Genomic DNA, 23,106 nt, shown 5'->3' on the forward strand with positions numbered 1-23,106 from the left:
ATCGACCCGGTCGACGGCACCGAACACAAGATCACCGCCAACGCCACCGGAAAGATCATCTACAACATGAACGGCCTCTCCGTCCGCCCCGGCACCCACCTCGCCGCCATCGCCGCCCCGCACCACTGACAGGCCGCACACCCGCCCGCTGGTTCCATCTCCTTCGTCACAGCAGCATGATCACCCGCGAGACGGCGAAGGTCACCGGGATCGCCGCCGCGGAGGCCAGCAGCGGAGCGAATCGGTTCCCGGCGTGCAGGACGTCGACGATCACGCCCATTCGCCGACCAGGCACAGCAGCGGCAGGGCGACGAGGCCGTCCAGCCACATGGGGTTGTACAAGGCGTCCGCCACGGTCCAGCCGCAGAAGGCGTACGACGCGCCCAGCAGTCCCGCCGCCCACCAGCGGCCGGGGCGCAGGGCGAGCAGCAGCCACGCCATGGCGGCGCCCGCGCAGGCGGCCTTCAGCAGGGAGATCACATACACCGCGAGGTCGGTCTCGTCCCGCGGGAACACCGCCACGAACAGGGCGAACGGGCTGCTGAGGTACGTGCCGAGGTCGGGCAGGAAGCCGGCACCGAACCCGGACTACCAGTTGACGAGGAGACCGCCGTCGGCCCGTCCGTGCAGCAGGTCCCACACCTGGAACGGTGTCGGCCGGATCCTCACATGAGGACCCGGCCGACGCCGTTCTGGACCCTTCTCTCAGCTCACCGCTGCTTGATCCGCAGGAAGGTCACCGAGTTCGCCGGGAAGGTGTACGTGAACTTCTCGGCGACCCCCGGGAAGGTGGACGTCACCGGGGTGACCGGTGTGTCCGTCTCGGTGTTCACGGCGTCCGCGTCGGCGGCGAGGGTGGTCACCCGGGCCGTGCCGGCGACCCTGGCGGTGCCGAGATCGATCGCCGTGCGGGCCACGGCCGCCTGGGCGTTGACGACCTTGACGATCAGGTCGCCGGTCTTCGCGTCCTTGGTGACGACCTGGCGGAACGGCTCGGCCGGCTTGTCGTCGGTGAAGCTGCCCCACTCCTTGCCGTCGAGGAACAGGGTCACCTGGCGGCCGCGGACCTTGATGTCGATGTCGTAGGCACGGCCCGTCTCGATCGACCCGGCCTTCGTCAGCAGCGTGCCCTTGCCGCCGTCCACGGCCTGCTCGATCGCGGACTGGGTGTTGTTCCAGCCGCCCAGGTTCCACCAGTAGTAGTTGCCGGTGTCCTTGACGCCGAAGGCGACGAGGAAGCCCTCCTTGCCGGACTTCTTGGTGGCCTTCACATGCAGGTCGTAGTCCTTCCAGGCCGGGTCGCCCGCCGTGACCATGGTGTTCTCGGCGGCGGTGTCGGTCTGGACGTACTGCCCGTCCTGGATGCTCCAGCTGCCCCGGCCGCTGCCCGTCCACTTCGAGGCGTCACCCGAGAAGTCGTCGCTCAGCAGGGTCGAGCCGTCCGCCGAGGTGACCTTCACGTCGTCGTACGCGGCGCTGGTCGCCCACGTCGACAGGCCGACGGCGCCGGTGATGGGGCCGCTGACGTTCGGCGTGGTGGTGGCCTTCGAGGGGACCACGCGGTCGCCGACGTTGGTCATGAACAGCTTCTGGACCTCGTAGTTGGCCGAGTTCCAGGAGGCCCGGTTGTTGAACCAGATCATGTCCGGCCGCCACTGGACGTAGTCCTCGTTGGCGAGCAGCGGGGCGTAGGAGGTCAGCTTGACGACGTCCGCGTTGCGCTCCAGGCCGGTCATGAAGGCGGCCTCGGCCAGGCCGTTCTTCCAGGCGTTGCCCTGGGAGGCGTACTCGCCGAGGAAGACCTTGGGGCCCTTGCGGTCGTAGGAGTCGTAGCGGTCATTGTGCTGCAGGAACCAGTTCGGGCTGTTGTAGTAGTGCTCGTCGACCATGTCGACCTTGCCCTCGCGGTTGAGCTGCCAGGCGGTGTCGAAGGTCGCGCCGGCGTCGTCCGGGCCCGAGTTGGAGATGACGGTGATGTCCGGGTACTTCGCCTTGATGGCGGCCCGGAACTTCTCGAAGCGGGCGAAGAACTCGCGGGGCAGGTTCTCCTCGTTGCCGACCCCGATGTGGGTCAGGTGGAACGGCTTGGGGTGGCCCATCTTCGCGCGGACCTTGCCCCACGTGGAGGTCGCCGGTCCGTTGGCGAACTCGATGAGGTCGAGGGTGTCCTGGATGTGCCGCTTGAGCAGCGCCTCGTCGTCGGTGGCCTTGTTCTGCCCGCAGCCGGTCACCAGGGCGGGGACGACGGGCAGCGGCATGGCGCCGATGTCCTCGGAGAAGCGGAAGTACTCGTAGTAGCCGAGGCCGTAGCTCTGGTTGTAGCCCCAGAAGTTGGCGTTGGTGGCGCGCTCCTCGACCGGGCCTATGGTGTCCTTCCACTGGTAGCTGCGCTTGCGCTGCCAGCCGCTGGCCTCGCTGTAGTCCTCCATGGAGCCGGTGTTGACCAGGCAGCCGCCGGGGAAGCGCACGAAGCCCGGCTTCAGGGCGGCGATCTTCTCGGCGAGGTCCTTGCGCAGGCCGTTCGGCTGGTTCTTGTAGGTGTCGCGCGGGAACAGCGACACCTCGTCGAGGGCGGCGGCGTTCGTCGTGGCGACGGCGAGCCGGCCGCGGTTGCTGGTGCGGGTCGCGGTGAAGGTGGCCTTGTACTTGGCCCAGCCGCCCTTCACGGCGACCTGGCGGGCGGCCGCCAGGCTGCCCGCGGCGTCCTTCAGCGAGACGGTGAGCGTGCTGCCGCCCTCGGCGCGGGCCCAGACGGAGAAGTCGTACCTCTTGCCCTGCTCGACCCGGATGCCGGTGTTGTAGCCGGCGTTGGTGACGGACGAACCGGCGCTCAGGGAGAGGTAGTTGCGGTTGCGCTCGTTGAGCCGGCCCGAGTCGTTCACGACCTGGGCCGTGCCGCCGACCGCCCAGGAGGTCAGGGGCGTGTAGGAGCCGTTGTCGGCGGTGGAGTACTCGAAGGAGCGGTTCTGCACGAGCTCGGCGTACAGACCGCCGTCGGCGGCCCGGTTGATGTCCTCGAAGAAGACGCCGTACATCGTGTCGTCGATCTTCGCGCCCTGGGCGGCCGGGTCGACGGTGATCGCGTAGTCGGTGACGTCCTCGGCGTGCGCGGGGGCCGGTACGAGGGCTGCCGCCGTCAGGAGTGCGGTGGCCGTGAGACCGATTCTCCATCGGGTGCGGGCGGTGCGTGGCATGGATACTCCGCGGCTCTCTGGTAGAGGAGTGTTCGAAATATCAGACATTGATCAGCACTTCGAACGGCAAGATAGGGAGGGGGCAGGTGCGCGTCAATGGGTCGCGCAGCACCGGTTGAGACGGAGAGCGGTACGGAATGGGCGAGTTCAGGCCAGTGCCGGACGTGCTGGCGTATCTGGCCGGGCGCTGGCGCGTGACCCGGTCGGTGCGGGATCTCGCGAGCGGCGCGGAGGGCGAGTTCACCGGGAGCACCCTCTTCGAGGCGCAGGAGACCGGCGGGCTGCTGCACCACGAGTCGGGCACCTTCGTGTGGCAGGGCGTCGCCCGGCCCGCCGAGCGGACGCTGCGGTTCCTGCCGGGCCCGGGCGGCACGGCTAAGGTGCGGTTCGCGGACGGACGGCCGTTCCACGACCTGGACCTGTCGTCCGGCCGGCATGTCGCCGACCACCCCTGCGCGGCGGACCTCTACCGCGGCGAGTTCACCGTCCGCGACGGGGACCACTGGCGGACGGTCTGGCGGGTCCGCGGCCCCGCGAAGGACCTCGTCCTGCGCACCGACTACGCCCGCGAGGGCTGAGTTGACGCACTACGGCACGAGAGCCGAGCGGACGCACAGCGGGCGGGCAGGCCGACGCCCGCACGGCCGGCGGGGCGGGCCGACGCACGCACAGCGGGCGGCCAGGCCGACGGACGCGCTGCCGACGGGCAAACCGACGCACGCACTGCCGGCGCTCAGGCCCACGCACGCACTGCCGGCGCTCAGGCCCACGCACGCACTGCCAGCGCTCAGGCCCACGCACGCACTGCCGGCCGGCAAGCGGACGGACGCACCGCCGACGCGCAGGCAACCCACACACAGCCGACGCGCAGGCCAACGCACACCCAGCCGGCGGGCAAGCCAACGCGCACCCAGCCGGCGGGCAAGCCGCGGACGCACAGCCGGCGCGCAGGCCAACGCACACCCTGCCGGCGCGCAGGCCGGCGGACGCGCTAGGTCCGCGAAGGCTGCGTCGACCCGCCGTCGAAGCGCAAGTTCCAGCGTCCCTCGCGGCCCGTCACCGTGGTCGTCGACAGCGGGCGGACGTCGATGTTCCAGTACGTCGAGGGCGGTGCCTTCAGGGCGTACACGAGCGCGGCGCGGATCACGGACGGCTCGGCCACCGCCACCACCCGGCAGCCGTCCTCCACGGGCCGGGTGTCGAGCCAGCCGCCGACGCGGGTGATGAAGTCGACCAGCGACTCACCGCCGTGCGGTGTGGCCCGCGGGTCGGCGAGCCAGGCGTCCACGGCCGCGGGCTCCCGGGCCATCGCCTCGCCCAGGGTCAGCCCGCGCCACCGGCCCATGTCACAGTCGCGCAGGCCGAGCTGCACCAGCGGCGCGTACCCGAGCCCCTCCCCCGTCGCCCGGCTGCGCGGGGCCGGCGAGCAGTAGCGCAGCTCGGCGGCGGCGAGCGGCAGCAGCTCGTGGGCGACGTGCTCCACCTCGCCCCAGCCGGCCTGGTCCAGCGGCCGGTCGTCCTCGAAACGCTCGGCGAGCAGCGGTGCGCTGCGTGCGGCGGCGACGAACGTGACCCTCAGTGGCATGCGGGGATCGTGCGTCCCGCAAGTGTGCAGGTCAAGAGGTGTTACCAGGGAGTTACCCAGGGTGCACCGGCCCTCACGGGCCGAAGACGAGCGCCATCCAGTCCTCGGGCCGCTCCAGCGCCGCGAATCCGTGTTTCGCGTAGACCCCGTGGGCATCGTGCGTGGCGAGCAGGACGCGCCGCACGCCGTACTCCCGCAGCTCCTCCCGTACGGCCGCCACGAGCGCGCCGCCGACGCCCTTGCCGCGCACCGACGGGTCGACGTACACGTCGCACAGCCACCCGAAGGTCGCCCGGTCCGTGATGACGCGGGCGTACGCCACCTGCTCCCCCGACACCGCGTCGTAGACGCCGAAGTTGAGCGAGCCCGCGATCGCCCGGTCCTGCTTCTCGCGGGGGCGGCCCAGCGCCCAGTACGCGTCGGTGGACAGCCAGTGGTGGACGCGCTCGGCGTCGACGCGGGCGGGGTCGGTGGAGATCTCGTAGCCCTCGGGCAGGCTCGGCGCGGCGCTCATGGGCCGATGCTCGCAGGCCGTCCGGAGACGCGTCGAGCGGTTATCGCCGCACCTCGTCGCAGGCCGTCCGCAGCCGCCGCACCCCCTCCGTGATCTCCCCGGTGCCCGCGACCGCCGCGAAGCTCAGCCGGATGTGGGCGGCCGGCGGCTCGGCGCTGAAGTAGGGGCGGCCGGGGGTGATCGCGACGCCGGCGCGCAGCGCGGCCGCCACCAGGGCCGTCTCGTCCGTGCCCTCGGGCAGGCGCGGCCACAGGTGGTAGCCGCCGGACGGGATGTGCGGCAGCGCCAGGTCGGGCAGGTGCAGCGCGAGCGCGGCGGTCATCGCGTCGCGGCGTGCCTTCAACTCCGCGGAGACGGCCCGCAGGTGGCGCGGCCAGGCCGGGGAGCCGACGAGTTCGAGCGCGGCCTCCTGAAGCGGCCGCGGCACGAAGAAGGTGTCGACGACCTGGATGGCGCGCAGCCGCTCCAGCACCGGGCCGCGCGCGGCCAGCGCGCTGACCCGGAAGCTCGGCGAGGTCGCCTTGGTCAGCGAGGAGACGTGGACGACGACGCCGTCGGGGTCGTCGGCGGCCAGCGGGCGCGGCAGCGGCCCCGCGTCCTCGTGCACGAGCCGCCGTACGAAGTCGTCCTCGATGACGAACGCCCCCGCCCGGCGGGCGATGCGCAGCACCTCGGCGCGCCGCTCGGGCGCGAGCACGGCACCGGTGGGGTTCTGGAAGAGCGGCTGGCAGACGAAGGCCGGGGCGCCGGTGGCCCGGAACGCGTCGGCGAGCAGCTCCGGCCGCACGCCGTCGGCGTCCACCGGGACGGGCACCGGGCGCAGGCCCGCCGCCCGGGCGATGGCGAGCATGCCGGGGTAGGTCGGCGACTCGACCAGGACGGGGGCGCCGGGCGGGGCGAGGGCGCGCAGGGCGGTGGTGAGCGCGGACTGTCCGCCCGCGGTGACCAGCACCTCGGCGGCCGTGACGGAGCCGCCGATGCTCCGCGCGAACCATTCGCGCAGCTCGGGCAGCCCCTCCATGGGCGGGCGCCCCCAGGCTCCGGGACGGCGGCCGGCGCGCGAGAGGGCCGCGGCCATGGCCCGCTCCGGCTGCAACGAGGGGTGCAGATAGCCGCCGTTGAACTCGATGACTCCGGGCGGCGGGGCGGCCAGGGACACCAGCACCCCGGAGGCGTCCACCGAGCGCGGTACTAGGTCCGCGGCGCCGTCCGCGCTGAGCGCGACCTCCTGCCAGGAGGTGTCCCCGGCGGGGGCCGGTGCCGTCCGGGGCCGGGCGCGGAAGGCGCCCGCGCCGGGCCGGGTGACGACCAGCCCCTCGGCGGCGAGCTGCGCGAGGGCCCGTGACACCGTCACCGGGCTCACCCGGTACCGCTCGACGAGGGCCCGGCTCGACGGCAGCTTTCCACCCGGCGAGTAGCGGTCCAGCTCCCGCCGCAGACGTTCCGCCAGGTCACTCACGCTGCTACGCTCTTGCATGAGAGCACAGAGTAGCGCTACTACCGCACCCCCGATAGCAGTCGCCACCCCGGGCCGGGACGGTTCCGGCTTCGGCACCCTCCAGGCCGCGCTCGGCGTCGTCGCCTTCTCCCTCACGTTCCCGGCCACCGCCTGGGGGCTGGAGGGCTTCGGGCCCTGGTCGCTGGTCGCCGTGCGCAGCGTCCTGGCCGCGGTGATCGCGGGCGGTGCCCTGCTCGTGCTGCGCGTGCCGGTGCCCGCCCGCCGCCATTGGCCGGGCCTCGCGGTCGTCGCCGCCGGTGTCGTCCTCGGCTTCCCGCTGCTGACCACGCTCGCGCTGGAGACCTCGACCACCGCGCACGCCGCCGTCGTGGTCGGCCTGCTCCCGTTGACCACCGCGCTCTTCTCCGCCCTGCGGGTCGGCACCCGGCCCTCGCGGACCTTCTGGATCGCGGCCCTCGCGGGCGCGGCGGCGGTGCTGGCCTTCACCGTGCAGCAGAGCGGCGGTGCGCTGACCACGGCCGACCTGTACCTCTTCGCGGCACTGCTGGTGTGCGCGGCCGGCTACACCGAGGGCGGCCGGCTGGCCCGGGTCATGCCGGGCTGGCACGTCATCGGCTGGGCGCTGACGCTGTGCCTGCCGCTGACCGTGCCCGTCGCCGCGTTCGCCCTGGCGCAGGAACCCGTGCAGCTCACCGCGCACAGCGTCAGCGGGCTGCTCTGGGTCGCCGCGGGCTCGCAGTTCCTCGGACTGGTCGTCTGGTACCGGGGCATGGCGGCCATCGGCATCCCGAAGGCCAGCCAGTTGCAGCTCGCTCAGCCCCTGCTCACACTGGTGTGGTCGGTGCTGCTGCTGGGCGAGCACCTGACGGTGGCCGCCCCGCTGACGGCGGCGGCGGTGCTCGTCTGCATCGCCGTCACACAACGGGCGCGCGGCTGAGCAGGGCGGTGTACGGCCCCTGCCGACCCGCGTCCCCGGCCGTAGACTCAAGGCCACGGACCGCTGCTCCGCTCCTTGTGAGGAGGCCCCAGATGCGCGCAACCGTGGGCGACCAGCTCGTCCAGCACGGCAGGGTGGTCGGTCAGCACGACAAGGTCGGCGAGATCGTCGAGGTGCTCGGCCAGGAGGGCAACCCCCCGTACCGCGTCCGGTTCGAGGACGGGCACGAGGGCGTGTGCTCGCCGGGCCCCGACACCGAGATCCGCCACCGGGAGACCACCACCGGGCCGTGACTCAGCGCGGGGGGTTCGCCGGTTGCCCGTAGTGGTCGGCGACCGCCCTCGCCATCGCCCCGATCCGATCGGTCGCCAGGTCCCTGGCGGCGAAGAAGACGTGCCCGCGCACCTGCGCGTGCTCCTTGGCGAGCGTCAGGTGCCGGGACAGCTCGGCCGGGTCCTGCCAGGCCGCGGGCTGCGCGGGGTCTCCGGCCTTGTACAGCGCCTCCCCCACGTAGAGCTGCGTCGAGGTGCCGCGCGCGACCTCCGCCCACCAGGGCACGAGTTTCGCGTAGTCGGCGGCGGCGAACCCGATGTTCCAGTACAGCTGCGGGACGATGTAGTCGATCCAGCTCTCGCGCACCCACCTGCGGGTGTCCGCGTGCAGGTCGTCGTAGGTCTGCACGCCCGCCCGGGTGTCCGAGCCGAGCGGGTCGGTCGCGGCGTTGCGCCACACGCCGAAGGGGCTGATGCCGAAGCGGGCGCCCGGCCGGACCTCCTTGACGCGGGCCGCCGTCTCCCGCACCAGCCGGTCGATGTTGTCCCGCCGCCAGGCGGCCCGGTCCGGGAAGCCGGAGCCGTACTCGTCGTGGGCGGCGTCGTCGTCGAAGCTCTGGCCCGCCACGGGGTAGGGGTAGAAGTAGTCGTCGAAGTGGACGCCGTCGACGGGGTACTTCGCGACCGCGTCGAGCATCGCGTCCTGCACGAAGGCCCGGACCTCGGGCAGCCCCGGGTTGTAGTAGAGCTTCCCGCCGTACGCCACCACCCACTCCGGGTTCTTCCGGGCGGGGTGCGAGGCGGCGAGCCGGGTCGGGTCGGTGTGGGCGGCGACCCGGTACGGGTTGAACCAGGCGTGCAGGTGCAGGCCGCGGGCATGGGCCTCCTCGACGGCCGTGCCCAGCGGGTCCCAGCCCGGGTCCTTGCCCTGGGTGCCGGTGAGGTACTGCGACCACGGCTCGTACGGCGAGGGCCACAGCGCGTCCGCCGCGGGCCGGACCTGGAAGAACACGGTGTTGAGCCGGTTGCGCACGGCCGTGTCGAGGTGGGTGAGGAGTTCGGAGCGCTGCTGCGCGGCGGTCAGCCCCGGCTTCGAGGGCCAGTCCCGGTTGGCCACGGTCGCGAGCCAGACGCCCCGCATCTCCGAGACCGGTGCTCCGCCCCCGCGCCCGGTCGCGGCCGACGCCGGAGGCATCATCGTGAAAGCCGACAGCGCCGCCACCGCGAACGCCCTGCGTGACACTCGTCCCATCCGCATGCCCCAAAAAAGCCGCGGATCCGCCCGGTCGCGGATCGCTCCGGGCCCAGCATGCCCGACGCGGACCCGACCCCCGCGATCGATCATCGATACTTGGGAGTAACGTGCACGAACGGAGCAGGCACCGGGATCCGGCGGACCTGCCCGGTCGTGGATCAGCAGCGAAAGGGACGATGTGACGGACATCCCAGCGGGAGACATTGCACGCGTCGGAGTCGTGGGCTGCGGTCAGATGGGCGCGGGGATCGCCGAGGTGTGCGCCCGGGCCGGCCTGGACGTCATGGTCGCCGAGACCACCGGCGAGGCCCTGGAGATCGGCCGCACCCGGCTGTACAACTCCCTGGCCAAGGCCGCCGAGCGCGGCAAGATCACCGAGGAGGAGCTCGAGGCCACGCAGGCCCGCCTGAGCTTCACCACGGACCTCGGCGAGTTCGCCGACCGTGACCTGGTGATCGAGGCCGTCGTCGAGAACGAGCAGGTCAAGACCGAGATCTTCCAGGTGCTGGACCAGGTCGTGACCCGACCGGACGCGATCCTGGCCTCCAACACCTCCTCGATCCCGCTGGTGAAGCTGGCGGTGGCGACCGCGCGGCCGGACCAGGTCATCGGCATCCACTTCTTCAACCCGGCCCCGGTGCAGAAGCTCGTCGAGCTGATCCCGGCGCTCACCACGTCCGAGGGCACGATCAGCCGCGCCCAGGTGTTCACGGAGAAGCTGCTGGGCAAGCACGCGATCCGCGCCCAGGACCGCTCCGGCTTCGTGGTCAACGCGCTGCTGATCCCGTACCTGCTGTCCGCGATCCGCATGTTCGAGACGGGCATCGCCAGCCGCGAGGACATCGACAACGGCATGGAGATGGGCTGCGCCCACCCGATGGGCCCGCTGAAGCTGTCCGACCTGATCGGCCTGGACACGGTCGCCTCGGTCGCGCAGTCGATGTACGAGGAGTACAAGGAGCCCCTGTACGCCGCTCCCCCGCTGCTCCAGCGCATGGTCGACGCGGGCCGTCTGGGCCGCAAGACGGGCTCGGGCTTCTACACGTACGGCTGACCGCCCCACAGGCCGGTTACAGTCGGTCAGATTTCGGCCAACCGGCGGGCCCGGCACCGGATCGGGTGCCGGGCCCGCGGCATTCACACACCGTGTGCGCGGCGGGCTCGCATATGCCCTCCGCACACTCTCCCCAGGCGCCCACCAGGCGAGTTGACTCCTCATGCGCATGCAAGGGATGTGAAACGACTACGGAAAGGAGCGGAATCGTGACCGCCGATCCCGAGCATCCCGTCGTTCATGGAGAACTCGCAGAGTTACGACGCCGCCTCGATGTGGCGTACGCCCGCGTCGAGGGCGGCCTGGCACTGCTCAGCCACCGCACCGAGGAGACCGCCAAGGAGATCGAGGAGCTCAACACCCGGATCCACACGCTGGAACACGCGCGCTGGCCGCTGCCCGCGGTCGCCGCCCTCACCGCCGTGGGTGCCCTCGTCGTCGCGATCTGGCAGGCGCTGGGACGCTAGTTCAGGGCAAGGTGTCCTGACCGAGCCTGAGATGGTGCAGCAGAAGTAACGCGGCCGCCATGTTGGCGGCCGGGACCTCGCCGCGGGCGACCATGTCGGGGACGAGCTTGAGCGGAACCCATTCCCGGCGGTCCGACTCGAAGTCGTCCACGGGGTGTCCGACGTACTCGCCCTCGTCGGCCCAGTACACGTGGTGCCGGGCGTCGGTGAGCCCGTTGGACGGCTCCACGCTCATGAGGTGGTGCAGGGGTCCCGGCCGCCAGCCGGTCTCCTCCTCCAGTTCCCTGGCGGCCGCGCGGGCGATGTCCTCGCCGTCCTCGACCACTCCCGCCGCGAGTTCCCACCCCCAGCTGTCCGTGATGAAGCGGTGCCGCCAGAGCAGCAGCACCTCGTTGGCCTCGTTCACCACCGTGGCCACGGCGACGGGCCGCAGCCGGATGAGGAAGTGGTCGAGGTGCCGGCCGTCCGGCAGTTCGACATCCGCGAGATTGACGCTGAACCAGCGGTTTGAGTACACACTTTGTTCGTTGTGTTTCGTCCACTGCACGGTTCTGCCACCTTCCGTCGAGTAAGGGGCAATATCGCAGCAGGGACGTGGTGACAGCAGGCGCACAGGAGGCGGCTCGGGATCAGGCGGACGCCGCCGCCCTGGTCTACAACGGTACGCGCAGTGCTCCGTCGATGAGTTCGGCGGCCTCGGCCGTGCCCGCGCACCCGCTGCGCACCAGATGCTCGCGCACCGCGCGCAGCCGGTCGCGCAGTCGCTGGGACTCCATGCCACGGGCCTGTTCGGCCATCTGCACGGCGATGGCCACGGCCTTGTCGGCGTTGCCCTGCCGCAGCTCGATGGTGCTGAGCATGGCCAGCCGGTGCACTCTGCCCCGGTCGTGCGCCGGGTTGTCGACCGCGGCCGCGGCGTGTTCCCCGGCGGCCGCGATCTCGCCGAGGCTGAGCAGCGCCTCCGCCACCTGGACGTTGACCAGGCCCGGCTGGACATAGCCGGTCTCGTCGGGCTCGTAGCCGCGCCGGATCCGCTCGGCGGCCTGCTCGGCCCGGCGGATGCAGGACAGGGCACTGCTGCCGTCGCCGAGGTGCGCGTACGCCTTGGCCTGCATCGCGTAGAGGTCGGAGGCGAGCGCCGGGGTGATGTGCCGGCCGGCGGCCCGCAGCGCGGCCTCCGCGAAGGCCACGGCCTGCCGGTACTCCCGCATGAACAGCGACTGGTTGACCAGCAGGGCGATGATGTACGCCCCGAGCCCCCGGTCACCGCTGGCCTTGGCGAGCCGCAGCGCCTGGTGGAAGTAGCGCTGGGCGAGGCCGTGCGCGTCGGAGTCGTACGCGCAGATGCCGGCCACGGCCACCAACCCGCCGGTGGCCCGGTGCAGTTGGCGGCCGGTCTCGTCGGTGTAGCTGCCGCGCAGCAGCGGGGCGGCCTCGGCGTTGAGGAAGCCGACGATCCGGGCGCGCGTCGCGATGCCCCCGGCCTTGCGGTACATCTGCTCGTAGTGCGTCCGGGCGGCCCGCAGCATCTCCAGGTCGCCGGGGGTGACGCGGTGTCTGCCGCCGCGGGAGACGTCGACGTCCTCGGGCGGGTTCTCCCACTCCCACACGGGCATGACGGCGGGTGTTCCGGTGAGGGCGGGCGCGCCCAGGATGTGCGGGCGCTGCTGCTGGTCGGAGCGCCACAGGGCGGTGGCCCGCTCGACGAATCCGGAGAGCGAGCCGGTGTGCGGGGCGGCCGGCTCGCCGGGCACGCCGAGGCCGATGTCGTCGAGGGTGACCTGCCGCCGCAGCCGGGCCGCGAGCACCTCGCAGATGAGGTCGGGCACCTGGCCCCGGGGGCGCTGCCCCTTCAACCACCGGGCTACGGCGGTGTGTTCGTACCGCAGGGACAGGCCTCGCGCCCGTCCCGCCTGGTTGACGTGTGCGGCCAGCCCCGCGTGCGAGATCCCCGCCTCGTCCAGGATCGCGTCGAGCAGAGTGTTGGGCTGCATGTGGGCCCCCCGGGTGGCTCGGTGCGGTCAGCGTAGTGGTTCCGCCTTCACACGGGGTGTGAACGGAGTGCTCGAATCCGCACGGTGTGCGCGCTGTCGCTCTGCGTCGCCGACCGGTTGACTGAAATGCCTCGCAAGAGGCCGGCCGGGCCGCCGGCTCCCCCTCGTACAGTGCGGCGGCCCGCTACCGCCGTCCGCCCGGCTGCCTGCCCGACACTCCGTGGCGGGGCGGACGGCTCCGCCGGCCGGACCGGGCGGGTCATCGCCGCTGTGTCAGTGGTGCGTTGCCGGCTGCGGGTGTCTCCTGACCGGCCGCGCCGTTCCCCGCGCCCCTGCGGGACGTGTCGCGGCTGTTGGTGACGACCATCAGGGCGATGTCGTCCGACGGCGCGTCCCGTGTGTGGTTCCGGAGAGCGGCGAGAACTCCGCGCAGAACGGCTTGGGCTGAGCGGGGCTCTGCCTGCCCGAGGCTCGTCACCACGCTCGACAGGGGGAAGAACCGGCCACGGGCATCCCGCGCGTCCTGCGCGCCGTCCGTGAAGAGGAACAGCGCGTCACCGGGCCCCAGGAACCCCAGACCTACGGTGGTCAGCTCGGCCGGCAGGGGGAACAGGCCAAGGGGTGGGTACGGATCGGCCGGGGCGAGTTGGCGGACGCCCGACGGGCCCATCCGAAACGGCCACGGGTGCCCGCAGTTCAGGGCGAGCATCTCGCCGTCGGACCGGATCTCCACGAGCAACAGGGTCACGAACTCCTCGGCGGCACTGGCCTGATGTCCCTGGCGCAGATGCCGGTCGAGCGCGCGTTCCAGCCGGCGCAGCACCGCGCCGAGTTCCTTCTCGTCGTGGGCGGCCTCGCGGAAGCAGCCGAGCACGGCGGCCACGGTTCCCAGCGCGCCGATCCCGTGCCCGCGTACGTCACCCATGACGGCCCGTACGCCGTACTCGGTGGCGACGACCTCGTACAGGTCACCGCCGATGGCGGCGCCCCGCTCCGCCGACAGCTGGGCGGCGGCGACGTCCAGCCCGCCGACGTTCGAGGGCGGCGGCCGCAGCAGCGCGTCCTGCGCGGCGCCCGCGACCCGGCGCAACTGCCGCAGCTCACGCGTCAGCGACTGCCGCACATGGAGGATCAGCCCCGTCCCGACCGCGAAGAACACGGCGCTGGTGACGAGCCGCGCCTCCAGGTGGGTCTCCTGGGCGAGCGGACAGGCCAGCTTGTACGTGACGGCCGCCGCGCCCCACACCGTCGGCAGTCCGAGGCTGCGCACCCGACCCTTGATGCGGATCATGCCGATGGCCCCCCAATAGGCCCTGACACACAGAATCGGACCGGCCCAGAAGGCCGGTCCGATTCTGTTGGACAGTCCACCCGAAAGGGCGGGATCACCCCCGTTTACCACTCAAAAGAGTGAGGTGACCCGCCCCGCAAGGGGCGCGGGGAACTGCGCGACCAGCCACGACGAACCCGCGGCGGCACCACCGCGCAGCCTCACGGCGCTAACTCCGCAACTCGGCACCCACCCGCTCACCGGCGAGAGCGACCGCCGCGTCCCGGGCCGCGGAGGCCTCGTCCACGGTCAGCGTCCGGTCGGCCGCCCGGAACCGCAGCGCGTAGGCGAGCGACTTCCGCCCCTCACCCAGCTGCTCGGCGTTCTCGTACACGTCGAACAGCCGGATGGACTCCAGCAGTTCACCGGCCCCGTCGCGCAGCGCCTCCTCGACCTCCGCCGCCGGAACCACCGCGTCGACGACCAGGGCGACATCCTGTGTGGCGACGGGGAACGTGGAGATGCGCGGCGCCGCCACCGTGGCGTCACCGGCGGACTCCACCGCGTCCAGGTCGAGCTCCATCGCGCAGGTGCGCGCGGGCAGCCCCAGCGCCTTCACGACTCGCGGGTGCAGCTCACCGGCGTGCCCCACGACCCGCTCGGCACCGTCGACGGTGACGGCCAGTTCGGCGCACCGCCCCGGGTGCCACGGCCCGTACTGCCCCTTGCGGATGACCAGCTCGGCACCGGCCTCACGGGCGACGGCCCGCGCAGCCTCGACCGCGTCGGCCCAGTCGGCCGGACGGCCCTTGCCCCACCAGCCGGCCTGCTCGCGCGCGCCGGCGAGCACGACGGCGACGTGTCGCGGCTGCTCGGGCAGCGCGGCGTTCAGCTCGGCGAGCTCCTCGTCGGTCGGACGGCGGTCGACGGGCAGCACGGCCGCGATCCGCTGCTCCTCGCGCGGCCGGAAGACCAGGCCGGACTCGAACAGCGCGAGGTCGTGCGAGCCCCGGCCGTCGTTGCGGCGCAGGGCGGCGAGCAGGCCCGGCAGCAGCGTCGTGCGCAGCGCGGGCTCCTCGTCGCTCAGCGGGTTGCTGAGCTTCACGACGCGGCGGGCCGGGTCGTCCTTGTCCAGGCCGAGCTGGTCGAAGACCTGCTCGCCGATGAAGGGGTAGTTCAGCGCCTCGACGTACCCGGCACCGGCCAGGGCACGGCCGACGCGGCGGTGCAGCCGCTGCCGGTCCGTGAGGCCGAGGCCCGCCGGCGGCTTGGGCAGCGTGGAGGGCAGGTTCTCGTAGCCCTCCAGGCGGATGACCTCTTCGGCCAGGTCGTTCGGGTCGGTGAGGTCGGGCCGCCAGGACGGGACGGTGACGATCAACTCGTCCTGCCCGTACACGTCGCAGCCGATCTCCTGGAGCCGCCGGACGACGGTCTCGCGGCCGTAGGCGACGCCCGCGACCTTGTCCGGGTGGTCGGCCGGGATGGTGATGGTGCGCGGCGCGGTCGGGGCGAGGACCTCGGTGACGCCGGCCTCCGCCGTACCGCCGGCGAGGAGGACCAGCAGGTCGACCGTGCGCTGCGCGGCAGCGGCGGCGGCCTGCGGGTCGACGCCGCGCTCGAAGCGCCGGGACGCCTCGGAGGACAGCTTGTGCCGGCGGGCCGTGCGGGCGATCGAGGTCGCGTCGAAGTGGGCGGCCTCGATGACGACGTCCGCGGTGGCGTTCTCCACGTTGTCGTGGTCGGCGATCTCCGTGTTGGCGCCGCCCATGACACCGGCGAGGCCGATGGGGCCGCGGTCGTCGGTGATGACCAGGTCCTCGGCGTCCAGCGTGCGCTCGACGCCGTCGAGGGTGGTGAGCTTCTCGCCCGGCTCGGCGCGGCGCACGCCGATCGTGCCCTGGACCAGGCCGCGGTCGTAGGCGTGCAGCGGCTGGCCGAGCTCCATCATCACGTAGTTGGTGACGTCGACGGCGAGCGAGATCGGGCGCATGCCGACCTTCTGCAGCCGGCGCTGCAGCCAGATCGGGGAGCGGGCCTCGGCGCTCAGGCCGGTCACCGTGCGGGCGGTGAAGCGGTCGCAGCCGGTGGGGTCGGAGATCCGCACCGGGTAGCCGTACGCGTTCGGGCCGGGCACGTCGATCAGGGCCGGGTCGCGCAGCGGCAGGCCGTAGGCGATGGCCGTCTCGCGGGCGACGCCGCGGATGGACAGGCAGTAGCCGCGGTCGGGCGTGACGGCGATGTCGAGGACCTCGTCGACCAGCTCCAGCAGCTCGACGGCGTCCTTGCCGACCTCGGTCTCCGGGGGCAGCACGATGATGCCCTTGGTGCCGTCGTCGCCCATGTTCAGCTCGTCGCTGGAGCAGATCATGCCGCGGGACATCTTGCCGTAGGTCTTGCGCTCGGCGATCTGGAAGTCACCGGGCAGGACGGCGCCGGGCAGGGCGACGACGACCTTGTCGCCGACGGCGAAGTTGCGGGCGCCGCAGACGATCTCCTGGGGCTCGCCGGTGCCGTTGGCCTGGCCGACGTCGACGGTGCAGAAGCGGATCGGCTTCTTGAACTCCGTCAGCTCCTCGATCGTCGCCACCCGGCCCACGACCAGGGGGCCCTTGAGGTCGGCGCCGAGCTGCTCGACGGTCTCGACCTCCAGACCGGCCGAAATGAGCTTGGCCTGGACGTCCCGGCCGGTCTCCGTCACCGGCAGGTCGACGTACTCCCGCAGCCAAGAAAGCGGGACCCGCATCAGATCTCCATCCCGAACGGCCGGGTGAACCGGACGTCACCCTCGACCATGTCTCGCATGTCCTCGACGTTGTGGCGGAACATCAGCATCCGCTCGATGCCGAACCCGAAGGCGAAGCCGCTGTACTTCTCGGGGTCGACGCCGCAGGCCGTGAGCACCCGCGGGTTGACCATGCCGCAGCCGCCGAGCTCGATCCAGCCCTCGGACGAGCAGGTGCGGCAGGGGCGGTCGGGGTTGCCGATGGACTCGCCCTTGCAGACGTAGCAGAGCATGTCCATCTCGGCGCTCGGCTCGGTGAAGGGGAAGTAGTTCGGCCGCAGCCGGGTCTTCATGTCCTCGCCGAACAGGGCCTGGACCATGTGGTCGAGCGTGCCCTTGAGGTCGGCCATGGTCAGGCCCTCGTCCACCGCGAGCAGCTCGATCTGGTGGAAGACGGGCGTGTGCGTGGCGTCCAGCTCGTCGGTGCGGAACACGCGGCCGGGGCACACGATGTAGACGGGCAGCTCACGGTCGAGCAGCGCACGGGCCTGCACCGGGGAGGTGTGGGTGCGCAGGACGACGCCGGAGCCGGACTCCTCGGTGCCCTTGGGGCCCTGCACGAAGAAGGTGTCCTGCATCTGCCGGGCCGGGTGGTCGGGCAGGAAGTTCAGGGCGTCGAAGTTGAACCACTCGGCCTCGGCCTCGGGCCCCTCGGCGACCTCGTAGCCCATGGCCACGAAGACGTCCGCGACCCGCTCCATCATGGTGGTGAGCGGGTGCCGGGCGCCGGACGGTACGCGGTCGTAGGGCAGCGTGACGTCCACCGCCTCCTCGACCAGCACCCGGGCGTCCCGCTCGGCCTCCAGCTCGCTCTGACGCGCGGCGAGGCCCTTGTTCACGGCACCGCGGGCCTGACCGACCCGCTTGCCGGCCTCGGCCTTGGCGTGCGGGGGCAGGGCGCCGATCTCGCGGTTGGCGAGGGCCAGCGGGGAGGCGGGGCCGGTGTGGGCGACCTTGGCCTCGTGGAGCGCGTCGAGGGAATCCGCGGCGGCGAAGGCGGCGAGCGCCTCGTCCCGCATGCGCTCGATCTCTTCCGGTTTCAACGTCTCGACCTCGACCGGGTCGTACGACTTATTCGGTGCCGACATCTCTTCCCGTGCTTCCGATTGTCCCCCAGCTACCGCTGGGAGGTGCCCCCAGGCTGAAGGCCCCCGCGACCGACTCACGGCCGTCTGCAGGGACACAAAGGTGCCAATGGCCGAGTCTAACGGGGTGGAGGTATACGAATGCGCCCGTGGTCCTCAGGCGAGATACGCCGGAGCCGCCACGGGCAACGTAAATCGGAACTCGGCGCCGGCGCCGGGGGCGCGGCCGACGGTGATGGTGCCGCCGTGGGCCTCGACGATGCCCTTGACGATGTAGAGCCCGAGGCCCGTGCCACCGCGCTTGCTGCCCCGCCAGAAGCGGGTGAAGACGCGGTTCATGGACTCCTCCGGGATGCCGGGCCCCTCGTCGCTCACCGTGACCGACGTACCGGTGTCCTCGCCCTCGCGGGGGGACGCCGTGGCCGTGACGTCGATCGTGACAGTTCCCTCGCCGTGCCGCACGGCATTTTCCAGCAGATTGCTGAGCACCTGGTCGATCTTGTCGGGGTCGGCCCACAGGTCGGGCAGCGGCTGCTGGACCCGCAGCAGGAACCGGTCGGCGGGCTGCCCGGCGGCCACGTAGGCCTGGATGTGCCGTCCCACGGCGGCGCCGATGTCGACGGGCTGGCGGCGCACCTCCAGGCGGCCGGAGTCGATCCGGGAGATGTCGAGCAGCTCGGCGATGAGCCGGGTGACGCGGTCGGCGTCGGCGTCGACGGTCTCCAGCATCAGCCGCTTCTGGTCGTCGGTGAAGCGTTCCCACTTGGCGAGCAGGGTGGCGGTGAAGCCCTTGACGGAGGTGAGCGGGGAGCGCAGTTCGTGGGCGACGGTGGCGATCAGCTCGGCGTGGCTGCGCTCGGTGCGGCGGCGGGCCTCGGTGTCGCGCAGGGTGACGACCAGGCGGCGGACGGGTCCGGTGGGCCGGGTGCGGACGTAGCGCGCGGAGACCAGCACCTCGCGTCCGCCGGGGAGGAGCAGGTTGCGCTCGGGCTGTCCGACGCGGATGGCGAGACCGCCGTACGGGTCGGTCAGCTGCCACCAGCGGCGCCCTTCGAGGTCCTCTAATGGCAGGGCCTTCTCCAGCGGCTGCCCGAGGGCCTCGCGGGCGCGGACGGCGGTGATGCGCTCGGCGGCGGCGTTGAAGCAGATGACGCGGCCCTGCTCGTCGGCGACGACGAGCCCGTCGGGCAGCTGGTCGGGGTCGATGCCGAGGCAGGCGAGATCCCCGGGCGGCCGGGCCGCGGCAGGCGGGTTCCCGGCGTCCTGGGCTCCCGGTGCGCTGCTCGTGGCGACAGTCATCCCCGTACCCCACCTCCAAGGCTCCGCAGAGGGGTCCCTGAGCTGGTCACCCTACTAGTTCCCGGTGACGGAGCGGCACCCTCCGAAGGCGCGCTGTGCACGCGCCGACGCATAGAGACATACGGCGGCGGCGGTGGCGAGGTTCAGGCTCTCGGCCTTCCCGTGGATCGGGACGCGCACGACGGCGTCGGTGAGGGCGCGGGTCTCCTCCGGCAGGCCCCAGGCCTCGTTGCCGAAGACCCAGGCGGTCGGGCCGCCCATGGTGCCCTTGTCGAGCTCGTCGTCGAGGTCGCGGTCGCCGGCCCCGTCGGCGGCGAGGACGCGGACACCGGCGGCGCGCAGCGCTTGGACGGCGTGCTCCACGGGGACGCCGACGGCGACGGGCAGGTGGAACAGGGAGCCGACGGAGGCGCGGACGGCCTTGGGGTTGTACACGTCGACGGAGGCGTCGGTCAGCACGACGGCCTCGGCGCCGGCGGCGTCGGCGCAGCGCAGCACGGTGCCGGCGTTTCCGGGGTCGCGCACGTTCGCGAGGAGGGCGACCAGCCGGGGCCGGGCCTTCAGGACGTCGTCGAAGGGCGTGTCCAGGAAGCGGCAGACGCCGACGAGGCCCTGCGGGGTGACGGTGGTGGAGATGTCGGCGATGACCTGCTCGGAGGCGAGGTGCACCCGGGCTCCGGCGTCCCGGGCCGCCCCGACGATGTCGGCGTACCGCTCGGCGGCCTCCAGCGTCGCGAACAGTTCCACGAGCGTGGCCGAGCCCCCGGCCCGATGTCCCGCGGCCTCCCGCACGGCCTGCGGCCCCTCCGCGAGGAACAGCCGCTCCTTCCCCCGGAAGTTCCGCTTGGCCAGCCGTCGCGCCGCCAGGACGCGGGTGGAGCGGGGGGAGATGAGCTCGGGGGTGGCAGGGGACATCCTGTTCGCTTTCTCGGTAGCTGCACAGCAGGACCCGCAGGCCGAACGGCCTGCGGGTCCTGTCAGTCACATCGGCTCGGAGCCGGCGTCAGGCCGCCTTGGGGGCGTTGACGTCGCTCGGCAGCGCCTTCTGGGCGACCTCGACGAGCGCGGCGAACGCACCGGCGTCGTTGACGGCCAGCTCGGCCAGGATCTTGCGGTCGACCTCGATGTTGGCGGCCTTCAGACCCTGGATGAAGCGGTTGTAGGTCATGCCGTTGGCGCGGGCAGCGGCGTTGATGCGCTGGATCCACAGCTGACGGAAGTCGCCCTTGCGCTTCTTGCGGTCGTTGTAGTTGTAGACCAGCGAGTGGGTGACCTGCTCCTTGGCCTTGCGGTACAGGCGCGAACGCTGACCGCGGTAGCCGGAGGCCTGCTCGAGGATCGCCCGGCGCTTCTTGTGGGCGTTGACTGCCCGCTTGACGCGTGCCACTTCTTAACTCCTTGTAGCGGGGCCGTGGTGGTCCTCACACGGCCCGAAATCGATTGGGTCCCGGTCTGACGTACGTACGGCGCTCACGCGCCGGGGCGTCACTTGCCGAGAAGCTTCTTGATCTTCGCGGCGTCGCCCGGGGCCATCTCGGCGTTGCCGGTGAGGCGACGCGTCACACGGGACGACTTGTGCTCGAGCAGGTGGCGCTTGCCGGCGCGCTCGCGGAGCACCTTGCCGGAGCCGGTGATCTTGAAGCGCTTGCTGGCACCGCTGTGCGACTTGTTCTTCGGCATAGCGCCGTTCTCTCCTCGTCGGTGGCGCTCCGGTGCCCGGTCGTGAAACCGGGCACGGTGGAGCGTCGTCTTGTTTCGGTTGCTTCCTGGGACTGGCGTCCCGGGGGTCACGCCTCGGCGGGCTCCTCGGCCGGCGCCTCGGCGTCCGCGGCGTTCTGCGACTTGCCGGGGTTGGCCTTCGCTTCCGCCTTGCGGGCTTCCTGCGCCTGGCGAGCCTCGGCCATCGCCTCGGTCTTCTTCTTGTGCGGACCGAGAACCATGATCATGTTCCGGCCGTCCTGCTTCGGGTTCGACTCGACGAAACCGAGGTCCTGGACGTCCTCCGCGAGACGCTGCAGCAGTCGGTAGCCCAGCTCGGGCCGGGACTGCTCGCGACCACGGAACATGATCGTGATCTTGACCTTGTCGCCCTGCTTGAGGAACCGGACGACGTGACCCTTCTTGGTGTCATAGTCGTGCGGGTCGATCTTCGGCCGGAGCTTCATCTCCTTGATGACCGTGTGCGCCTGGTTCTTGCGCGCCTCACGGGCCTTCATGGCCGACTCGTACTTGAACTTCCCGTAGTCCATGAGCTTGCACACGGGCGGACGGGCGTTCGCCGCGACCTCGACCAGGTCCAGGTCGTACTCCTGCGCAAGCTCCAGTGCCTTGGCCAGGGGGACGATGCCCACCTGCTCGCCACTGGGACCGACAAGTCGCACCTCGGGAACGCGAATCCGGTCGTTGATGCGGGGCTCGGCGCTGATGGATCCTCCTCGGTAGCACCACGCGACGGTCTGGCGGACGGCCGCGTAACGTCTCTTTTCGATAGACCTAACCGCGCCGAAGCAAGAAAAATGCCCCGGACGATTCCCAGGCGGGGCTCCTCGAACTACCGGAGCACCGCCGCGGGGAAGCCGCGGGGCGCGCTTTCGGACGGGTCGCCGCCGCTGGGACGGGACCGTCTGACCGGTGACCCGCCGCCCTGGGGGCGGTCAGGTGGGAGTTCGAAAGCCTCCACTTGTGGGTCGGGCTCGCGGGCTGTGAGGCATACGGGTCCGACCGGTCGTTACACGAGATTACCAGCATTGGCCAGGAACGGCTAATTGTGGCAGGCCGGGGGCTGGTGCGGCTCACGCCCGGCCTGCGCCTATCGTGTGGGGCATGAGTGAGACCCCTCCTGAGTCCCCCGACTTCGACGCCATGGCCCGCGACATCGCCGAGGTCCCGGCGGTCGAGGTGATCGTGACGGTCGCCGTCAACCTGATGAGCGCGGCCGCCGTGAAGCTCGGTCTGACCGAGGAGGGCGAGAAGCACAAGGACCTGGACGAGGCCCGCAAGCTGGTGCACGCGCTGGCCGGTCTTCTGGACGCGTCCGCGACCGAGATCAGCTCCTTCCACGCGGCGCCCCTGCGCGACGGCCTGAAGTCGCTGCAGTTGGCGTTCCGTGAGGCCTCGCTGGTCCCGGACGAGCCCGGCCAGGGCCCGGGCGAGAAGTACACGGGCCCGGTCTACGGCTAGCCGCTCAGCGTACGAACAGGGGCTCGCCCGGGGGCGTCGCCTCGGCCGGCAGCAGTGCCAGGTCGAGGCCGCGCACCAGGCGGGCCCTCAGTGTTTCGTCGGCGGCCAGGCGCTCGGCGACGGACCGGGCGGCTTCGGCGGGAGCCGCGGACGGGTCCAGGACCAGGGCGAGGGTGCCGTCGGCCCGGCCGGGGCCGAGGTGGGCGCGCAGGACGGCGGGCTCGGCGGCCACGGCCTCGCGCACGGCGCCGACGACGGCCGGGTCGGCGAGCGGGTCGGTGGTGGCACGGCCCTCGGCGAGGGCGAGCAGGGCGGGGCCGGTCAGCTCGAACGCCACCGGTCCGGCCAGGTCCAGCACGACCGTGTCCGCCTTCTCGTGCGCGGCGGCCTGGAGGGCCTGGTGCAGGGGTACGGCGACGGGTCGGGCCTGCGGGTCCCAGCGGGCGAGGGAGTCCGTGGAGGTGAAGGCGGGCAGGGCGGTGCGTTTCCCGGCCTTGAGGGTCGGTACGGCCATGTCGCTGGTCTTCTCGCGGCGCAGTCCCCGCTCGTCCTCCTCGACCTCACCCAGCACGGCGACGACGGGGACCAGCAGCCGGGCGCCCTTGAGCGCCTCCAGGACGGGGCCCACGGCGGTGCGGTCCTCGGCCCAGGCGGCGAGGGCCGCGCTCAGCCGGGGGTCGGCGGAGCCGTCGTCGTCGGAGAAGCCGGGGTCGGGGATGTTCTTGTTCGCCACGGTCGTCGACCCTATCGGCCGGGCTG

22 protein-coding genes and 2 pseudogenes are annotated in these 23,106 nt (G+C 72.0%); 6 read left to right on the top strand and 18 right to left on the bottom strand.

Annotated elements, in window-relative coordinates; translation table 11 throughout:
• Positions 1-166: 166 nt before the first annotated feature.
• From ABZ948_RS24670 to ABZ948_RS24680, 3 genes and pseudogenes are all read right to left on the bottom strand, one after another.
• Positions 167-274: pseudogene (locus tag ABZ948_RS24670) on the bottom strand (GtrA family protein); the annotation flags it as partial.
• Positions 274-642, bottom strand: a pseudogene (locus tag ABZ948_RS24675) (YfhO family protein); the annotation flags it as partial. The pseudogenes ABZ948_RS24670 and ABZ948_RS24675, both read right to left, overlap by 1 nt.
• Before the next feature lie 68 nt (positions 643-710).
• Positions 711-3,194 (bottom strand): alpha-L-arabinofuranosidase family protein, encoded by a 2,484-nt coding sequence (locus ABZ948_RS24680; protein WP_359762935.1) that lies wholly within the window; start codon positions 3,192-3,194, stop codon positions 711-713.
• Positions 3,195-3,331: 137 nt separating this feature from the next.
• Between ABZ948_RS24680 and ABZ948_RS24685 the strand changes: the two genes are divergently transcribed.
• Positions 3,332-3,772 (top strand): DUF6314 family protein, encoded by a 441-nt coding sequence (locus ABZ948_RS24685; RefSeq protein WP_359762937.1) that lies wholly within the window; start codon positions 3,332-3,334, stop codon positions 3,770-3,772.
• Positions 3,773-4,185: 413 nt separating this feature from the next.
• Here the strand turns inward: ABZ948_RS24685 and ABZ948_RS24690 are convergent, their stop codons facing one another.
• The 3 genes from ABZ948_RS24690 to ABZ948_RS24700 form a co-directional block, all read right to left on the bottom strand.
• On the bottom strand, positions 4,186-4,779 hold the full coding sequence (locus tag ABZ948_RS24690; RefSeq protein WP_359762939.1) for a histidine phosphatase family protein: 594 nt from the start codon (positions 4,777-4,779) through the stop codon (positions 4,186-4,188).
• Between the two features lie 73 nt (positions 4,780-4,852).
• Complete coding sequence (locus ABZ948_RS24695) at positions 4,853-5,293, bottom strand: GNAT family N-acetyltransferase (protein ID WP_359762941.1); 441 nt, start codon at positions 5,291-5,293, stop codon at positions 4,853-4,855.
• Positions 5,294-5,333: 40 nt separating this feature from the next.
• Entirely contained in the window at positions 5,334-6,770 is a 1,437-nt protein-coding gene (locus ABZ948_RS24700; RefSeq protein ID WP_359762943.1) for an aminotransferase-like domain-containing protein, read from the bottom strand.
• On the opposite strand from ABZ948_RS24700, the gene ABZ948_RS24705 reads away from it, so the two are divergent.
• Positions 6,769-7,689, top strand: a complete 921-nt coding sequence (locus tag ABZ948_RS24705; protein ID WP_359762945.1) for a DMT family transporter — start codon at positions 6,769-6,771, stop codon at positions 7,687-7,689. The two genes, ABZ948_RS24700 and ABZ948_RS24705, sit on opposite strands and share 2 nt — an antisense overlap.
• 92 nt (positions 7,690-7,781) lie before the next feature.
• Positions 7,782-7,982 (top strand): DUF1918 domain-containing protein, encoded by a 201-nt coding sequence (locus tag ABZ948_RS24710; RefSeq protein WP_010045242.1) that lies wholly within the window; start codon positions 7,782-7,784, stop codon positions 7,980-7,982.
• Between the two features lies 1 nt (position 7,983).
• On the opposite strand, the gene ABZ948_RS24715 is transcribed toward ABZ948_RS24710, so the two are convergent.
• Positions 7,984-9,213, bottom strand: coding sequence for a glycoside hydrolase family 10-like protein (locus tag ABZ948_RS24715; protein WP_359762948.1), 1,230 nt, complete (start codon positions 9,211-9,213; stop codon positions 7,984-7,986).
• A gap of 181 nt (positions 9,214-9,394) precedes the next feature.
• Here ABZ948_RS24715 and ABZ948_RS24720 point away from each other — a divergent pair, with 181 nt between their 5' ends.
• Both ABZ948_RS24720 and ABZ948_RS24725 read left to right on the top strand, forming a co-directional pair.
• Positions 9,395-10,270 (top strand): 3-hydroxybutyryl-CoA dehydrogenase, encoded by an 876-nt coding sequence (locus ABZ948_RS24720; RefSeq protein ID WP_359762950.1) that lies wholly within the window; start codon positions 9,395-9,397, stop codon positions 10,268-10,270.
• A gap of 209 nt (positions 10,271-10,479) precedes the next feature.
• The gene (locus tag ABZ948_RS24725; RefSeq protein WP_037760511.1) at positions 10,480-10,737 is read left to right on the top strand and encodes a hypothetical protein; all 258 of its coding nucleotides are present in this window, start codon (positions 10,480-10,482) and stop codon (positions 10,735-10,737) included.
• A gap of 1 nt (position 10,738) precedes the next feature.
• On the opposite strand, the gene ABZ948_RS24730 is transcribed toward ABZ948_RS24725, so the two are convergent.
• From ABZ948_RS24730 to infC, 10 genes are all read right to left on the bottom strand, one after another.
• A complete protein-coding gene (locus tag ABZ948_RS24730; protein ID WP_031114688.1) occupies positions 10,739-11,284 on the bottom strand; it encodes an NUDIX hydrolase in 546 nt (181 codons plus the stop codon).
• A gap of 106 nt (positions 11,285-11,390) precedes the next feature.
• Positions 11,391-12,731: an NsdA family TPR-like regulatory protein gene (locus ABZ948_RS24735; RefSeq protein WP_359762953.1), complete on the bottom strand. Its 1,341-nt coding sequence runs from the start codon at positions 12,729-12,731 to the stop codon at positions 11,391-11,393.
• 259 nt (positions 12,732-12,990) lie between these two features.
• The gene (locus ABZ948_RS24740) at positions 12,991-14,022 is read right to left on the bottom strand and encodes a PP2C family protein-serine/threonine phosphatase (RefSeq protein ID WP_359762955.1); all 1,032 of its coding nucleotides are present in this window, start codon (positions 14,020-14,022) and stop codon (positions 12,991-12,993) included.
• Positions 14,023-14,230: 208 nt separating this feature from the next.
• A complete protein-coding gene (pheT, locus tag ABZ948_RS24745; protein ID WP_359762957.1) occupies positions 14,231-16,744 on the bottom strand; it encodes a phenylalanine--tRNA ligase subunit beta in 2,514 nt (837 codons plus the stop codon).
• Positions 16,744-17,871 (bottom strand): phenylalanine--tRNA ligase subunit alpha, encoded by a 1,128-nt coding sequence (gene pheS / locus ABZ948_RS24750; RefSeq protein ID WP_359762959.1) that lies wholly within the window; start codon positions 17,869-17,871, stop codon positions 16,744-16,746. Before pheS ends, pheT begins: the two co-directional genes overlap by 1 nt.
• A gap of 153 nt (positions 17,872-18,024) precedes the next feature.
• On the bottom strand, positions 18,025-19,167 hold the full coding sequence (locus tag ABZ948_RS24755) for a sensor histidine kinase (RefSeq protein WP_359762961.1): 1,143 nt from the start codon (positions 19,165-19,167) through the stop codon (positions 18,025-18,027).
• 54 nt (positions 19,168-19,221) lie between these two features.
• Positions 19,222-20,082 carry a TrmH family RNA methyltransferase gene (locus ABZ948_RS24760; protein ID WP_359762963.1) on the bottom strand — a complete coding sequence of 287 codons (861 nt, stop codon included), beginning with the start codon at positions 20,080-20,082 and terminating at the stop codon, positions 19,222-19,224.
• An 88-nt stretch (positions 20,083-20,170) separates the two neighbouring features.
• A complete protein-coding gene (gene rplT, locus ABZ948_RS24765; RefSeq protein ID WP_010045263.1) occupies positions 20,171-20,554 on the bottom strand; it encodes a 50S ribosomal protein L20 in 384 nt (127 codons plus the stop codon).
• Positions 20,555-20,652: 98 nt separating this feature from the next.
• The gene (rpmI, locus tag ABZ948_RS24770) at positions 20,653-20,847 is read right to left on the bottom strand and encodes a 50S ribosomal protein L35 (protein WP_003977225.1); all 195 of its coding nucleotides are present in this window, start codon (positions 20,845-20,847) and stop codon (positions 20,653-20,655) included.
• A gap of 107 nt (positions 20,848-20,954) precedes the next feature.
• Positions 20,955-21,593 (bottom strand): translation initiation factor IF-3, encoded by a 639-nt coding sequence (gene infC / locus ABZ948_RS24775; protein WP_232840736.1) that lies wholly within the window; start codon positions 21,591-21,593, stop codon positions 20,955-20,957.
• 397 nt (positions 21,594-21,990) lie between these two features.
• Between infC and ABZ948_RS24780 the strand changes: the two genes are divergently transcribed.
• Positions 21,991-22,347 carry a DUF1844 domain-containing protein gene (locus ABZ948_RS24780; protein ID WP_031114676.1) on the top strand — a complete coding sequence of 119 codons (357 nt, stop codon included), beginning with the start codon at positions 21,991-21,993 and terminating at the stop codon, positions 22,345-22,347.
• Positions 22,348-22,351: 4 nt separating this feature from the next.
• Here ABZ948_RS24780 and ABZ948_RS24785 read toward each other — a convergent pair whose 3' ends face one another.
• Positions 22,352-23,080 (bottom strand): SseB family protein, encoded by a 729-nt coding sequence (locus tag ABZ948_RS24785; RefSeq protein WP_359762966.1) that lies wholly within the window; start codon positions 23,078-23,080, stop codon positions 22,352-22,354.
• Positions 23,081-23,106 lie beyond the last annotated feature (26 nt).

It is taken from the genome of Streptomyces olindensis (genome assembly GCF_040645895.1).
Taxonomy (GTDB): Bacteria; Actinomycetota; Actinomycetes; order Streptomycetales; family Streptomycetaceae; genus Streptomyces; species Streptomyces olindensis.

Coding starts and splice junctions, on each gene's coding strand:
- ABZ948_RS24680 (WP_359762935.1), bottom strand. CDS start 3,194: ATGCCACGCACCGCCCGCACCCGATGGAGAATCGGTCTCACGGCCACC.
- ABZ948_RS24685 (WP_359762937.1), top strand. CDS start 3,332: ATGGGCGAGTTCAGGCCAGTGCCGGACGTGCTGGCGTATCTGGCCGGG.
- ABZ948_RS24690 (WP_359762939.1), bottom strand. CDS start 4,779: ATGCCACTGAGGGTCACGTTCGTCGCCGCCGCACGCAGCGCACCGCTG.
- ABZ948_RS24695 (WP_359762941.1), bottom strand. CDS start 5,293: ATGAGCGCCGCGCCGAGCCTGCCCGAGGGCTACGAGATCTCCACCGAC.
- ABZ948_RS24705 (WP_359762945.1), top strand. CDS start 6,769: ATGAGAGCACAGAGTAGCGCTACTACCGCACCCCCGATAGCAGTCGCC.
- ABZ948_RS24700 (WP_359762943.1), bottom strand. CDS start 6,770: ATGCAAGAGCGTAGCAGCGTGAGTGACCTGGCGGAACGTCTGCGGCGG.
- ABZ948_RS24710 (WP_010045242.1), top strand. CDS start 7,782: ATGCGCGCAACCGTGGGCGACCAGCTCGTCCAGCACGGCAGGGTGGTC.
- ABZ948_RS24715 (WP_359762948.1), bottom strand. CDS start 9,213: ATGGGACGAGTGTCACGCAGGGCGTTCGCGGTGGCGGCGCTGTCGGCT.
- ABZ948_RS24735 (WP_359762953.1), bottom strand. CDS start 12,731: ATGCAGCCCAACACTCTGCTCGACGCGATCCTGGACGAGGCGGGGATC.
- ABZ948_RS24740 (WP_359762955.1), bottom strand. CDS start 14,022: ATGATCCGCATCAAGGGTCGGGTGCGCAGCCTCGGACTGCCGACGGTG.
- pheT (WP_359762957.1), bottom strand. CDS start 16,744: ATGCGGGTCCCGCTTTCTTGGCTGCGGGAGTACGTCGACCTGCCGGTG.
- pheS (WP_359762959.1), bottom strand. CDS start 17,871: ATGTCGGCACCGAATAAGTCGTACGACCCGGTCGAGGTCGAGACGTTG.
- ABZ948_RS24755 (WP_359762961.1), bottom strand. CDS start 19,167: ATGACTGTCGCCACGAGCAGCGCACCGGGAGCCCAGGACGCCGGGAAC.
- ABZ948_RS24760 (WP_359762963.1), bottom strand. CDS start 20,082: ATGTCCCCTGCCACCCCCGAGCTCATCTCCCCCCGCTCCACCCGCGTC.
- rpmI (WP_003977225.1), bottom strand. CDS start 20,847: ATGCCGAAGAACAAGTCGCACAGCGGTGCCAGCAAGCGCTTCAAGATC.
- ABZ948_RS24780 (WP_031114676.1), top strand. CDS start 21,991: ATGAGTGAGACCCCTCCTGAGTCCCCCGACTTCGACGCCATGGCCCGC.